Raw genomic sequence first — 13,875 nt, 5'->3', positions numbered from 1 at the left:
TTTAGGTGAGATGATTACTTTTTATTGGAGTATCCTATTGCCTCTAAATGACCGAGCGCATCACTGTTACCTTGCGCCGCCGATTTTAGAAACCATTCCAAAGCTTGATGAGACTCAACCGATAAATGCTCGCTGGTTTCACACATCATCCCCATCATGTATTGCGCTTGTGAGTGCCCTTGCGTAGCCGCTTTCAAATACCATTCAATCGCTTTTGCCTCATCTTCTTCAACCCCTTCGCCTACATCATATAGGGTGGCAATTTGGTATTGTGCTTGCGCATCTCCACTTTTAGCGTTCAGCATTAATTCATTTAACGGTAGCAAGTCCGCTGAGGTAACACCCAAGAACCTCTGTAATTTTTTGAATAGGCTCGTCATTACGTTACTCAAATAACCCAAAGGTATTTTTACCTGTTTTCACTTCAAGTATGGTGGACGGTTGATAGGATTTGGGTAGATCGTTAGGCTTCATACAATAGAATGGCAAAATATCTTTTGTACCTTCACGCAACGTTTCACACGCAGCGTTGCTGGAGATGGTTAAATCTAACTGCCCATTTTCATTTAAAGGAATAAACACCGTTGGTTCATACGGCATTCTCACTTTACCAATCGTATCGCCAATACGGTAAATAACATCATAGCCGACTATAATTTGTTCCAAACTTTTGGTGATGACGCAAGTTCTCGGTTCATGACTGGAAAATGGGAGGAATGATTTACCTTGTAAGGATTGAATCATTAAGATGGTTCTACATTCTCGCTGAGCTGGGTGCCAACGGGATAACGACTCTTGCGTAAATGAACCCAAAATCCCCGTCACTGAACAATTTTCATGTTCAATCATTCGCGTCGCACGAATAGGCTCAGTAGATAATACCGTCGCAATTTTCAGCTCATCACTGCGAACAAAAGAGAAATAACCGACAACAATTAAGCAAACGGCAACAAATGCGGCTAGTAACAACTTAATTTTTAGCTTCATTCTTTGCCCTTTGATTGAAAAGTGAATGTGATAGCTATTGTAGCCTATCTATTATCAACTACATTAATAACATACAATAAATATGGTTTTTTAGATTTGTCTGAATAGAAGACTTACATCTTATTTACTTGCGCGTAATAAGTTTACCGTGAATAAGCGTAAATAATTAACCAAATCAGTTTCAATATATTACATAATTAGGGGGAAATTACCTACCCATTTGTTTTTAATAAATAAAATTAATTTTATCTATGAATGAGTACAGTGACATTATCCTAATTAATAATATGCTGTTTTTTTGTATTAAATCACACTTAACTCAAACTCATTGAGTTAATTAGCGACGTTTATAGTGTGTGTTTAATGGATAGTAATTAAAATATATGTGTCGTTTTTGATAAACCGCAATAACATATTTTAATATATGTTCATTCAGATTAGAGAATGCACACAATTATTCACCAATAATCGTGTGCATTCTTATGATGACGGTACTGAAAATAATCAATAATCGCCGATTAATGTAATTTCAGTTTTGGTCGAATAATGCGGTTAATACTACCGACAAGCATCATTAGGCCTGTTTTGATATAGCCATGCAGTGCGATCTGGTGCATACGATACAGTGAAATGTAGACAAAACGCGCAATACGCCCTTCTACCATCATATCGCCACGCATTAAGTTCCCCATCAAGCTACCCACGGTACTGAAACGAGATAATGAAACTAATGAACCGTGGTCTTTATAGATATAATTTTTTAATGGCTTATCTTTCATTAATGCCACGATATTGTCATAGCATAGGCTCGCCATTTGGTGAGCAGATTGTGCTCTCGGTGGAACAAATCCGCCTTCCGGTTTTGCACAAGATGCGCAATCACCAATCGCAAAAATGTGCTCATCCAGCGTAGTTTGTAGTGTCGGTTTAACCACTAATTGGTTAATGCGGTTAGTTTCTAACCCAGCAATATCTTTCATAAAGTCTGGCGCTTTGATCCCCGCTGCCCATACCATTAAGTCCGCATAAATTTTGCCATCTTCTTTGGTATTTAAACCATCCGCATCGGCACTGGTTACCATGGTTTTTGTTAATACTTTCACGCCAAGTTTGTTCAGTTCTTGATGGGCTGCACTGGAAATACGTGGAGGCAATGCGGGCAAAATACGCTCCCCTGCTTCTACTAAAGTCACATTCAACGCATCTGTATCTAACCCTTTGAAACCATAGCTGGTGAGTTGCTCTACAGCGTTATATAACTCGGCAGAGAGCTCTACACCTGTTGCCCCGCCGCCTACAATCGCGATATTCACTTTCTCTTCAGCATTATCGCGTACTGAATAACGCAAGAACAGGTTCAACATTTCATCATGGAAACGATGTGCTTGGGTTGGGCTATCAAGGAAAATACAGTTGTCTTTGACGCCCGGCGTACCAAAATCATTGGAGGCACTACCCAACGCCATCACTAAAATATCGTAATCAATTTCACGTAGCGGGACTAATAGTTCTCCGTCTTTATCACGCAATTCACCGAGAACGACTTTTTTATTTTCTCTGTCAATATTCGTGAGAGAACCTAATTGAAAATGAAATGCATTATGTCTTGCATGCGCTAAATAGCTAATAGCATCAACACCATCATCGAGCGAACCCGTTGCGACTTCATGTAGCAGTGGTTTCCATAAATGGCTTGGATTACGGTCAATTAGCGTGATATCCGCACGTTTTTTGCGTCCTAATTTACGCCCCAAACGAGTTGCCAGTTCTAAGCCACCAGCACCACCGCCAACAACAACGATTTTAGGTTGAGTTAAGGTCATATGCCCCTCATATAAAATATATTAATGTTATTTAAGGTTTCTAATAACAAAAAACTTAAATAACGCTAATTCACCCTTTTTTATGTTGCTTAGTCGTGAAGAATATCATGCATGGACATTTGGTCATACCAAATGTTGATGCAAATCAATTTAGTTGATTATTATGACAACGATCACAATCGTCAAATCATTTTTTGAAAAAAAAGAAACGAGTCAGCGGAATGTCGATTTAAAACAAAAAAGCCCGAGAATGGCGTTATTCTCGGGCTTGAAACCTAGTATTTTGTGAGGGTATTTTACTTCAGTTTTTTAATACGCTCGTCCGTTGGTAACTGAACTGGCGAGTTATCTTTGAAGTATTTCATCAATGCTTCGTTGTCTGGCAAGCTATAAATACGATCTTTACCTTGTTTAAAGGCTGAGAAGCGGCTACCGCCTGTGGCTAAAAATTCATTTGCTGCAACACGATAGCTTTTCTTCATATCGATTGGCTTGCCATTTAATTTCATCGAGCCTGCAATCACTTTATCGCCTACCGCACGGCTGTCATCCCATTCGTAATAAAAACCGTGGGAAACCGGCATGACTTGCGGACGTTCACGATCCCACTGTTGCTCTAACGCTTGTTTAATTTGCTCACCTGTTAGAGATTGCGTCACCACGACATTTGAGAATGGCTGCACCGTAAAGATATCACCGTAGGTCAGCTCCCCTGCTTTGAGATCAGCACGAATACCACCGCTGTTCATAAAGGCAATTTGGGCGCCGCCCGCATCTGGGGTGGCTGCGACATATAACTGAGCATCCGCGATAATTTTACCCAAAGTGGAATCACCACCAGCAGCTAATTTTTTATCTGCGGGAGCACTTAAGGTGCCCATCACCTGCTCTGCAATCGGTTTTGAGATGCGCTCGTAGTTCTGAATAAAACGGCTTAGTTTCGGGTCTTTACCATAACGGCTGGTTTCAACCGGAATGTTTTTCGCATTAATGCTGACAATGTCTTTGGTTTTTCTATCAATTTCAATATTCAATTGAGACAGCAACGTCCCGTTCGATTGCGCTGAAATGACTTTTTTACCATTGATGTCACAGTTATAGGCTTGGTGTGTATGTCCACTCACGACAAAATCCACATCGGCATCAAGCTGTTTAACAATCTCAACAATTGGCCCTTTGATATTATCGCAACGGTTAATGTCTTTCACTTTGGTATCCACTTGTTGAGTTGCCCCTTCGTGGATCAAGACACCAATACTACGAATACCCTGCGCTTTTAGTAGTTTAACTTGTTGGTTAATGGTCTCAGCTTCATTTTTAAATTCTAAGCCCGCAGTACCACTCGGCGTAACAATGGCTGGTGTTCCTTCCAGCGTTAAGCCAATGAATGCCATTGGCACACCATCAAACTGTTTCACGTAATAAGATGGGAATAATGTTTCACCTGTCTCTTTTACAATCACGTTAGCGGCTAAATAGTTAAAATCAGCCCCCGCAAAGGATTCTTTTCCTACACAGCCCGCCGTAGGATGACATCCACCATTTTGCTTTCTCAGTAATTCAACTTTACCTTTGTCGAATTCGTGGTTACCCACGGCACTGGTCTCAAGACCAATTGCGCTCAGAGCCTCAATGGTTGGTTCATCGTAGAACATGGAAGAAAGTAATGGGCTTGCGCCCACTAAATCGCCAGCACCCACAATAATCGTGTTGTCATTTTCTGCTTTTAACTGCTTCACTAATGTCGCAATCGACTCAATACCGCCAAGTTTGCCATCTCCAGGCGCTTGCAATGCGCCATGGAAATCATTAATACCAATGACTTGAACTTTAACCGTATCAGTCTGTTTCGTGGCACAACCTGCTAACAGGGCACCTGAAACCAGCAATGTCACTAAACTTATTTTATGATTCATTTATTAATTGCCTCTAATTACATTTTGAAGCGATAGGTCGTTGTCATCGAACCCGATAAAGAGTGTGCACGACGTGAGTCACCGTCATACAGTTTTGGTGTCGAGTTATCCGATTCTTGCTGATGGTGCCAGCCCATACCGCCACTTAATGAAACAGACAGATTTTCAGTCGGTTTCCAGTAAGTGAATACGCCCACTTGTCCTTGTTTTAAACGTTCGCCAGAATAAGAGAATTCACTGTAGTTGCTGTTCGCACCGACAGACCAAGTAGGGTTAACTTGATATTCGGCTTTTAATGCCAGCATAGTTTCGCCATCACGCACATAGTCGATATCCGCATAAGCTGGTGAGTTAAAACGACCACGTGTGTTACCGATTGGGTTACGGGCAAACTGACCTACACCATTTGTTTTATGTGCCGTCGTATGTGTGATACCCGTCATCAAAGTCCACGGTGTTTCCGGAACGCGCCATTCAATTTCACCCGCATAGTGCCATGCACGTTTATCAAAGTTTTGTTTACCGCGTTTGGTGTCTGTCGATGTCCGTTTACCATCGCTACCATACTCATGACCATAAATCTGAGAAGATAATGTGATATCCGAGTTTAGTTTATATTTGATTTCTAAGCCTTGCTGACGGAAAACATCATCAGCTTGACCAATGAAGTAAGACGCTTTAAGTGGTTTCGTATTGTAATTAATCCCACCAGTCACGACATGATTGATGTCGTGACTGACGCCATTTCCGTCACGGAAATACATTCTGTCAATATTTGGACTATCTCGACGCATCACTTTGCCATCAAGATACAGTAAATCTAAGTTCCAATCACTAATGGCGGTATTGGTGTAGTAACCATTATAAGTGTTTAATGACAAACGTTGGGAGTTAGTAAAAATACCCTTGTTTTTCAACGTAAACCAACCTGCTTTACCGTTAAAATTAACAGGCTCTAAATCCAATTTAAATTTTGCATAACGCTGACCTATCTTGTTATAGCCTTTAGCCTCACCGTCATCGTTATATAAAATGGCTCGGGATGCGAAGTCTTTACTTGCCGCCAGTTTGATCGCGCCGTAATAGGATGCATCAAAGCCAATAAAGTCGGCAAAATATCCAGATTGGTAATCTAGTTGAATATTTTGCCCCCAAGCTTGAGCCACTTGCTTTCTGTAACGTTTTTCGTTGGCATCGTAACGATTTTCTGATTTTAGATATTTCCACATATTTCGAGTAGAAAGCTCTAATTCAGAGTCTGCAACAAATGAGTTTTCCTTGATGGCATTTTCCCAATCGCCTGCATTAGCCCCAAATGCAACAAAACAAGATGGAAACAATATTAACGCTATTTTTTTGACTTTCATTTGAATTAAACCTAGTCGTGATTATTAGAATATAACTATCCGCATCCAATATTCATTGGATGTTATGACGCCTTACTACTTTCAATACGTAATAATTTATTTAGCTTTAATTACTGCAAGAATTTTTTTAATTATTTAATTTAAGTTTCACCTTCTATTCTTTAAGCAAACTTAATTTTTCGCCATGTAAGAATAAGTTTTAATTATTTTATAAGTCGAAATAATTCATCCAACCACACTTATTTAATTTAAGTTTTCACATGAATTCAAATTTATTTGGACGATATTTAGCCACACCCATCAAAGCGTGTTTGACATTAAATTTCATAATGAAAAGTATGCTAACGTAATTTTGTGTCAATTAATACGATCGATGTCACAACAAACTAGATGCCTTGCAAATCAGGTATCATCTGATGTGATATTAATCACTTTATTGCTTATCCGTAATTAACTAACACGCCATATTTAAACAATTTTTTTGCTAATTTAATCATTCTATATTTAATAGAATCTTCCACAAAAAAGTGAGAAATTCGGCACAGTTAGATCAACAATATTTACCCATTATTAAAACAATTAATTTAAATACCTACATCGGTCAATCATTCTATTCTTAAGCAATATACTCGTCTTAACAGCATAAAAATGTTTATCATTCCCTATACTTTAATATAATTTAATGCTTGGAAAACATTATTTCTAGGAAATATTCCTATAGGTAAAGTTATATTACGTGATATTGATGTATGATTTTCGTACATATCCTTAATGCTACTGCAATATTTCTAATCAAATATCGCAACCTATTTTTTTACTTGCTTTATTTTCCCAAAATAAGGTTACCCGTAACTTATTCAGCCTATTTAAGATAAAAAAAACCGATGAGATAATCCTCTCATCGGTCTATTTTCAGTGTAATTTAATTAGCGATTACGATGCTCTTGCCATTTTTCATGTAAATCGACTAATTGATGATGACTCTGTTTCCAACGCTCCACTGATTGCAGCTCACTTAATGTATATTGGCGACCACTGTGGTAAAGCTTAGATGCTCGGCTGTCATCTTGTTTTGGTAAATTATCCAGTACGCTCACTGCACCTTCACGATTGTTGCAAACCAAGATCATGTCACAACCTGCATTTAATGACGCTTTTGCTCGCTCTGGGTAACTTCCCATAATAGCAGCCCCTTCCATGGATAAGTCATCCGAGAAAATAACCCCGTTGAAACCAAGTTGTTCACGTAACACGGATTTCAACCAGAACGGAGAGCCACTTGCAGGACGGTCATCCGCTTGAGTGTAAATCACATGGGCTGGCATAATAGCGTCCAATAATTCACGTTGAATAAAGTCTTTAAAAATAGACATATCTTTGCCACGAATTTGCTCTAATGAGCGATCATCTCGAGGTGTTTCTTTGTGTGAGTCCGCTTTAACCGCGCCATGTCCCGGGAAATGCTTACCGGTGGTTTTCATGCCTGCGCTGCGCATTCCTCGAATAAAACGCTCTGCCATCGTCATGGCGATTTCAGGATCGGCATGGAATGAACGTTCACCAATGGCAATACTTTCATGCCCTAAATCCAACACAGGGGCAAAGCTAATATCAATATCCATGGCAATCATTTCTGCTGCCATTAACCAACCAGCTTCTTGTGCTAATTTAGCACCATCCATTTGATTATTCAGTGCGGCAAACGCCTGCGCGGACGGTAATGCAGTAAAGCCGTCACGAAAACGCTGTACGCGACCACCTTCTTGATCCACCGCAATCAATAAACGGTGTCTTGATGCATCGCGGATTTGGCGAACTAATTCCCGCAGCTGCGCCGCATCATGGAAGTTACGGGTAAATAAAATTAACCCGCCTACCAGTGGATGAGCTAAAATTTCACGCTCTTCGTTGTCCAGCTCATAACCCTGAACATCCAGCATTATCGGACCCATAACATGCCTCACTTGATTAATTTTTAACAAATTCTTGTGTATTCACTGATGTTTTCTATTGCCCGATTACAGACTAAAATAGTCTCGTAATGGGGCTGAATCATTTAAAAACTGCGCGTGCTGACGCTGACACCACTGCACTTCATACCACATTAGCGTCATGTATTTAACCCATGGCTCCCATTGCTGGCAATGACGAGCCAAATGATGTTTATCTTTATACGCACCAAACGTTTGGCAATAATGCGTCAAGAAATAATCACGTTGCTCTAGCGTCAGACTATTGAATTGAAAATAAGTTTCTAATGATAAGCCAATATCCGTATTCGCCGCATATTCCCAATCCACTAACATCGTCGGCACTTTTTGCTGACAAAGTACGTTCCCTGAATGAATGTCCATATGTGCAGGTGCAAGTTTGATAACGTTTGGCATCGGGGCGTATAGGAAATGATGATGTAATCGTTTCCATCGCGAAGATATTCTTTTTTTATCAATTCGATAGCCGTAATGCGCAATCTCATTACGTAACGGTAATCGGTAGCTTAATAACGTCTGACAATGAAGCTTGGCGACTATCTCTGCCAGTTGGTATTGAAATTTAGAGGAAAGAAATTGTGCTTGGCAAGGATGATCGCCTGCAACCCATTCGAGTAACAACCAATCAGAGTTTCGCCCTATCACATCAGGCGAGTAAGCAAAATGCTTGAGTTGTTTTAAAATACGCGCTTCTTTGCGCCGATTAACAAACAAAGCACTCTGTGCTTGCCCTTCTGCTCGGGCAATTAATTTGATCGTCGAAAACGTTTTCTCGGTTCTAGAAACGGGCTGACTTTCAAGTAAATAACTACCACCGGATAAACCCGCTAATGACGAAACTTCCCAGCATGATGGTAAAATAGCTGGGAAGCATTCACCGAGTAATGCAAACAGAGAGGAACGATTACTCAATACTCTGTTTTCCAGACCAAACAATCTCACCGGTTTGCACTTCCATTAACTGCATTTCAATGCTGCGTTCTTTCGTTGAGCCGGACATCACACTGTAAATCACATATTGTGCTTGAACATAGCGTCCTAACCCAATTGCTTTACTACGCGTCACCAGACTATCATCCTGCGATAATCCTAACGTTTTACGCGCGGCAGCGACAACACCTTGGGGGACGACCTTGAATTTATTGGTTTTCGTTACTTCATTAGTTAATGCCGCTGTCACAGCCTGTGAAGGTAGACTTCCACTGGTATTATTTTTCACGGAATCGACTAACAATACTTTGCCACTTTCAACACCATCATCCGCAACCATTTTATTCACCAATGGTTGTAATGCACTTGCCCAGTCCGTTGTTTGCTGCTTAGGCGGCATAGGTACCGTGTCGGTTGGTGGCGGTGTTAAATCAGGTTGTTTTTCAGGTTGTGTTCCTGGGGTGACGTCCGGTTGTACAGGGACAATAGGCGGTTTAGGTCCTTGCGGGACTGATGGACAACCAGCCAAAATAAATGCTGCCGCTGCGACCAATAAGATCCGTTTCATTGTGACTCTCCAGCCGTTGAAGGTAAGAAAACATAGATACGAGCATTGCGGGCAAGTGGAGATGTTGTCACCTCTTTCAGCATTACTGACGAATTCGCAGGAATCATCTGAGGCTGACTTTTCGTGGAGTCCACTCTTAAACCTTGCTCGTCGTACCAAAAAATACGATACAGCACAGTTACCGGTGTTTTTTCAATATTGCTCATATTAATGGTCGTCGTAGCCGTTACGTTTCCCACCTTGATCACCGGTTTTTCTACAATCACTCCTGCCGCTAGCACGGAGGGTTCCATCACCACACGCTGCTGCTCATTAAACGATAACCCTGTTTTTTTGTTCCAAACACAGCCACTTAAAAAAGCGGTAAGTAAGCTGAGTATCGTGGCATATTTTAAGACTAATGCAGCGCGTTTCATGATGAGTTACTTAGCTAATAATGGACCTAATGGACGTCCACCCACTAAGTGCATATGAATATGAAAAACTTCTTGTCCTGAATGTTTATTACAGTTCATGATTAAACGGTAACCATCTTCGGCAATGCCTTCTTCTTTCGCAATTTTTGCGGCAACAGTAAATAAGCGCCCTAATGCTAGCTCGTCATCCACCGTCACATCATTCACTGTTGGGATCAGCTTGTTTGGGATGATTAAAATGTGAGTGGGTGCCTGAGCAGCAATATCACGAAATGCGGTGACGAGTTCGTCTTGATAAACAATCTCAGACGGAATTTCACGTCGAATAATTTTACTGAAAATAGTTTCTTCTGCCATGACAAATTCCTTAATAATTCAATAGTTATCTATTTATTGTCCAACGTGTAAATGAAATAAACGGTTGAAGTTTTGTGTCGTAATTTCCGCCATTTCCTCGACGCTCACTCCTTTGAGCACAGCCATATACTCAACGACATCACGCACATAGGCAGGTTGGTTTTCTTTGCCGCGATGCGGGACTGGTGCTAAATAAGGCGAGTCCGTTTCCACTAAAATTCTATCTAACGGTACAACTCGTGCAGCTTCACGGATCTGTTCCGCATTACGGAACGTAACAATACCGGAGAAAGAGATATACATCCCTAAGTCGAGTAAGTCTATCGCGGTTTGTTGGTCTTCCGTAAAGCAATGCAATACGCCACCACACTCATCCACTTTTTCTTCGCGTAAAATGGTAAGAGTGTCTTCCCGTGCCGAACGAGTATGCACAATAACCGGCTTATTCACTTGGCGACCAATGCGAATATGCTGGCGAAATGACTCTTGCTGCAACGCTGCATTTTCCTGTTGATAATAATAATCTAAACCCGTTTCGCCGAGCGCGACAACTTCTTGACCTGCCGCTAGCTGTGCTAATTTTTCAAAATCATAACCTTCATCCAAATTGAGTGGATGAATGCCACAAGAAAATGCCACATTGTCGCGTTTGCCAATTAGCTGTTTCATGCTTTCAAAGCCCGGTAACGTGGTTGCTACCGCTAACATAAAGCCGACATCTCGTGTGGATGCTTTTGCGATAACATCATCGACGTTAGTATGCAATTTTTCATAATCTAAACAGTCGAGATGGCAGTGTGAATCAACAACAAACATAATCTACTCTTTTTATCTTGAGGGTGAAGCGAATAACGCTTCCCAATGTAATAACTGATTAGCCAGAATCAATTCCTGATTTAATGCAGGTACTGTTAATAATTGGTGACGACAGCCCTGCCACTGGCTATAAACATCTAATAATTGTGAACTACTCATCGATGTGGCAAGCGCGGTAACACAAGCAATTTTATCTTGGTTAACAAGGAACTGACCTGCTTTTTGTTGCAATTTTATCCCATCCGAAAGCAACCCTAATAACCAACTAATGCATTCTGGTGCATTGTCTGTGTTCAATGCAGGTAAAAGCCTTAAAAAATCCTTGTTCTGCAAGCTGCGCTCTAGCTCACTACACAATAGTTGACGTCGTTGCCATTGCGCCGGCTCAAGTAATTGCAATGCAGCAATCGGTGCGCCTTGGCATAGTCGTAATGCAGTGATTGCATCATCCGCAGATAAACCAGTCAGCTGTTTTTGCAGCCAGTATAACGCGACTTGCTGATCGGGAGAGGGTAAAAAGTGGGTCAAGCAGCGACTTCTTAAGGTCGCTAACATGCTTTCAATTTTTTCACAGCCCAACAGGAAATAGGTTTGACTTGATGGTTCTTCCAACGTCTTTAACAATGCGTTAGCGGCGGCATCTGTTAATGCTTGGGCATTTGGAATAGAAACCACTTTTGCACCACTTTGTTGTGCATGACCGCTTAAGGTTTCAGTGAGTTTACGAACGGCATCAACGCTGATTGTCGCTTTACCTTTTTCTACTTCTAAAACATGGTAGTCAGGATGCGTGCCTGCCAGCATTAAACGGCAACTATGGCATTCGCCACAGCTTTTCAGTCCATCTCTATTTTGACAAATAAGCCAACGACTAATGCCATAACTTAAAGCGTCTGCACCATTTCCTTTCATGGAATGGATTAATAATGCATGGTGCCCACGCCCCGCTTGGTAAGCGCTAATTAATTGACGATAAGCCTCATTCAGCCATGGATACCAATTCATTATCAATGCCTTATTTTGCTAACCATGCAAGTAACGTCTTGCGGATATCCGCTTGCACTTGTTCAATATTTTGACTCGCATCGATGGTTAAGATAGATTCATCTGCCGCCGCCAATTCTAAATAGCGGGCCCGTGTGCGTTCAAAAAATGCCAATGATTCTTTCTCAATACGGTCTAACTCACCACGGGAACGTGCTCGTTGTAAGCCTAATTCGGGTGGTAGGTCTAAATAGAGCGTCAATGCAGGTTTAAACCCACCTAACACTAAATCTCTGAGTGACGCCATTAATTGGCGGTCAATTTCCCGCCCGCCACCTTGATAAGCTTGAGAGGATAAATCGTGCCTATCGCCAATAACCCATTTTCCCGCCGCGAGAGCAGGTTTAATAACGGTATCGACCAATTGGACTCGTGCAGCGTACAGCATCAGCAATTCAGCTTTGTCTGTAACTTTATCACCTTCAATACCTTGCTTAATTAGCTCACGCAGTTTTTCAGCGAGTGGTGTGCCACCAGGTTCACGCGTGAATACCATATCGTGAACACCCGCTTGGGTTAATGTTTCAACAACTGTGTTGATTGCTGTTGTCTTTCCAGCCCCTTCTAAACCTTCAATAACAATAAATTGGTTTTTCATTTCGTTTATCAATTCTTTTGCTCAATTTGTCGGTAAACCTTAACGGCACGATTATGGTCATTAAGATTACGACTAAAAGTATGTCCGCCAGTACCGTCGGCGACAAAGTATAAGTAATCTGTTTTCGCTGGGTGTGCAGCCGCTTTAATCGAAGCAAGCCCCGGCATGGCAATGGGTGTTGGTGGTAAACCATCAATTTTATAGGTGTTATACGGAGTATAGTTATCTAAATCGCTGCGATAAATTTTACCACGATAATTCTCACCTAACCCATAGATTACCGTTGGATCAGTCTGTAAGCGCATATTTTTCTTTAAGCGATTGACAAAGACAGAAGCCACTTGCGCTCGTTCATTATCCACCCCTGTCTCTTTTTCAACAATCGATGCCATGATCAACATTTCATAGGCATTCTTATAGGGTAGATCTTTATCACGACCTTTCCACTCGTCTTCAACGGTCGATTTCATACGCTTATAGGCACGCTTTAATATCTCAACATCGCTAGTACCCGCAGTGTATAAATAGGTGTCTGGATAGAGCCATCCTTCAAGGTTGTCTCCCTCTTTAAAATCCAACATAGCGTATAGCTCTGTCGGTGTTGCATCTTGCGTTTTGTGCTCCAGATAAGGCGCATCTCGCAAAATGTTGCTCCAATCAGACAGCTTATTCCCTTCGATAAAACGAATATTAAATTGCGCTTCTTTACCACTTGAGATCAGCGCTAATAATTGCTCTACCGTCATGTTTGGCTGTAGTCGGTAAGTCCCTGCTTTGAACTGCGCCAATTCTGGGCGCGCTTTGAGCAGAAGCTGAAAATGATGACCTTCTTCAATGAATTTTTCTTTGATTAATAACCCTTCTAAAGCAACTCGCCCTGTACCAGCAGGTACTGTAAAAATAGTTTCTTGAACGATGTTGATTGGCTTTTTAGCATAATCAAGGACTTGGCGATATTGCAGGTACACAACAACCGCGCCGATAATCGCAAGGACAAAAACAATCAGTGTTATTTTTTTGGCTAATTTCATTATTGGTCACTTAAATGCATTGTTCGTCGAT

14 protein-coding genes are annotated in these 13,875 nt (G+C 41.2%); all 14 read right to left on the bottom strand.

The genetic code is table 11. The annotated features are described in order from the left end of the window. Nucleotides 1–14: 14 nt before the first annotated feature. Nucleotides 15–380 (bottom strand): tetratricopeptide repeat protein, encoded by a 366-nt coding sequence (locus PR795_RS02240; protein WP_006661441.1) that lies wholly within the window; start codon nt 378–380, stop codon nt 15–17. Nucleotides 381–384: 4 nt separating this feature from the next. Beyond that, on the bottom strand, nt 385–987 hold the full coding sequence (gene umoD, locus PR795_RS02235) for a UmoD family flagellar biogenesis regulator (RefSeq protein ID WP_272516601.1): 603 nt from the start codon (nt 985–987) through the stop codon (nt 385–387). 518 nt (nt 988–1,505) lie between these two features. Continuing rightward, complete coding sequence (locus PR795_RS02230; protein WP_006660822.1) at nt 1,506–2,810, bottom strand: NAD(P)/FAD-dependent oxidoreductase; 1,305 nt, start codon at nt 2,808–2,810, stop codon at nt 1,506–1,508. Between the two features lie 296 nt (nt 2,811–3,106). Further along, nucleotides 3,107–4,726, bottom strand: coding sequence for a bifunctional metallophosphatase/5'-nucleotidase (locus PR795_RS02225; protein ID WP_006661440.1), 1,620 nt, complete (start codon nt 4,724–4,726; stop codon nt 3,107–3,109). Between the two features lie 17 nt (nt 4,727–4,743). Then, nucleotides 4,744–6,093, bottom strand: coding sequence for an OprD family outer membrane porin (locus PR795_RS02220; protein ID WP_006661439.1), 1,350 nt, complete (start codon nt 6,091–6,093; stop codon nt 4,744–4,746). A 926-nt stretch (nt 6,094–7,019) separates the two neighbouring features. Beyond that, the gene (nagZ, locus tag PR795_RS02215) at nt 7,020–8,057 is read right to left on the bottom strand and encodes a beta-N-acetylhexosaminidase (protein ID WP_392397801.1); all 1,038 of its coding nucleotides are present in this window, start codon (nt 8,055–8,057) and stop codon (nt 7,020–7,022) included. Nucleotides 8,058–8,111: 54 nt separating this feature from the next. Beyond that, nucleotides 8,112–8,996 carry a thiamine kinase gene (locus PR795_RS02210; RefSeq protein WP_036966022.1) on the bottom strand — a complete coding sequence of 295 codons (885 nt, stop codon included), beginning with the start codon at nt 8,994–8,996 and terminating at the stop codon, nt 8,112–8,114. Next, nucleotides 8,989–9,582: a penicillin-binding protein activator LpoB gene (gene lpoB, locus PR795_RS02205; RefSeq protein WP_006660816.1), complete on the bottom strand. Its 594-nt coding sequence runs from the start codon at nt 9,580–9,582 to the stop codon at nt 8,989–8,991. Before lpoB ends, PR795_RS02210 begins: the two co-directional genes overlap by 8 nt. Beyond that, the gene (locus PR795_RS02200; RefSeq protein WP_006661436.1) at nt 9,579–9,998 is read right to left on the bottom strand and encodes a YcfL family protein; all 420 of its coding nucleotides are present in this window, start codon (nt 9,996–9,998) and stop codon (nt 9,579–9,581) included. Before PR795_RS02200 ends, lpoB begins: the two co-directional genes overlap by 4 nt. 6 nt (nt 9,999–10,004) lie before the next feature. Then, nucleotides 10,005–10,355 carry a purine nucleoside phosphoramidase gene (hinT, locus tag PR795_RS02195; RefSeq protein WP_006660814.1) on the bottom strand — a complete coding sequence of 117 codons (351 nt, stop codon included), beginning with the start codon at nt 10,353–10,355 and terminating at the stop codon, nt 10,005–10,007. Nucleotides 10,356–10,388: 33 nt separating this feature from the next. Beyond that, nucleotides 10,389–11,171 (bottom strand): metal-dependent hydrolase, encoded by a 783-nt coding sequence (locus tag PR795_RS02190; protein WP_006660813.1) that lies wholly within the window; start codon nt 11,169–11,171, stop codon nt 10,389–10,391. A gap of 12 nt (nt 11,172–11,183) precedes the next feature. Further along, complete coding sequence (holB, locus tag PR795_RS02185) at nt 11,184–12,176, bottom strand: DNA polymerase III subunit delta' (RefSeq protein ID WP_272516600.1); 993 nt, start codon at nt 12,174–12,176, stop codon at nt 11,184–11,186. A gap of 10 nt (nt 12,177–12,186) precedes the next feature. Then, nucleotides 12,187–12,813 carry a dTMP kinase gene (gene tmk, locus PR795_RS02180; RefSeq protein ID WP_006661434.1) on the bottom strand — a complete coding sequence of 209 codons (627 nt, stop codon included), beginning with the start codon at nt 12,811–12,813 and terminating at the stop codon, nt 12,187–12,189. Between the two features lie 8 nt (nt 12,814–12,821). Continuing rightward, nucleotides 12,822–13,844, bottom strand: a complete 1,023-nt coding sequence (gene mltG / locus PR795_RS02175) for an endolytic transglycosylase MltG (protein ID WP_006661433.1) — start codon at nt 13,842–13,844, stop codon at nt 12,822–12,824. Nucleotides 13,845–13,875 lie beyond the last annotated feature (31 nt).

The sequence above is a fragment of the Providencia sp. PROV209 genome, assembly GCF_028479485.1.
Lineage (GTDB): Bacteria > Pseudomonadota > Gammaproteobacteria > Enterobacterales > Enterobacteriaceae > Providencia > Providencia alcalifaciens.
This window is presented reverse-complemented; position numbering and strand designations above follow the sequence as displayed.

Bases quoted from the DNA above. Each gene is read 5' to 3' on its own strand.
- PR795_RS02190 (WP_006660813.1), bottom strand. From the start codon at position 11,171: ATGTTTGTTGTTGATTCACACTGCCATCTCGACTGTTTAGATTATGAA.
- mltG (WP_006661433.1), bottom strand. From the start codon at position 13,844: ATGAAATTAGCCAAAAAAATAACACTGATTGTTTTTGTCCTTGCGATT.
- lpoB (WP_006660816.1), bottom strand. From the start codon at position 9,582: ATGAAACGGATCTTATTGGTCGCAGCGGCAGCATTTATTTTGGCTGGT.
- PR795_RS02200 (WP_006661436.1), bottom strand. From the start codon at position 9,998: ATGAAACGCGCTGCATTAGTCTTAAAATATGCCACGATACTCAGCTTA.
- holB (WP_272516600.1), bottom strand. From the start codon at position 12,176: ATGAATTGGTATCCATGGCTGAATGAGGCTTATCGTCAATTAATTAGC.
- PR795_RS02230 (WP_006660822.1), bottom strand. From the start codon at position 2,810: ATGACCTTAACTCAACCTAAAATCGTTGTTGTTGGCGGTGGTGCTGGT.
- tmk (WP_006661434.1), bottom strand. From the start codon at position 12,813: ATGAAAAACCAATTTATTGTTATTGAAGGTTTAGAAGGGGCTGGAAAG.
- PR795_RS02225 (WP_006661440.1), bottom strand. From the start codon at position 4,726: ATGAATCATAAAATAAGTTTAGTGACATTGCTGGTTTCAGGTGCCCTG.
- hinT (WP_006660814.1), bottom strand. From the start codon at position 10,355: ATGGCAGAAGAAACTATTTTCAGTAAAATTATTCGACGTGAAATTCCG.
- umoD (WP_272516601.1), bottom strand. From the start codon at position 987: ATGAAGCTAAAAATTAAGTTGTTACTAGCCGCATTTGTTGCCGTTTGC.
- PR795_RS02220 (WP_006661439.1), bottom strand. From the start codon at position 6,093: ATGAAAGTCAAAAAAATAGCGTTAATATTGTTTCCATCTTGTTTTGTT.
- PR795_RS02240 (WP_006661441.1), bottom strand. From the start codon at position 380: ATGACGAGCCTATTCAAAAAATTACAGAGGTTCTTGGGTGTTACCTCA.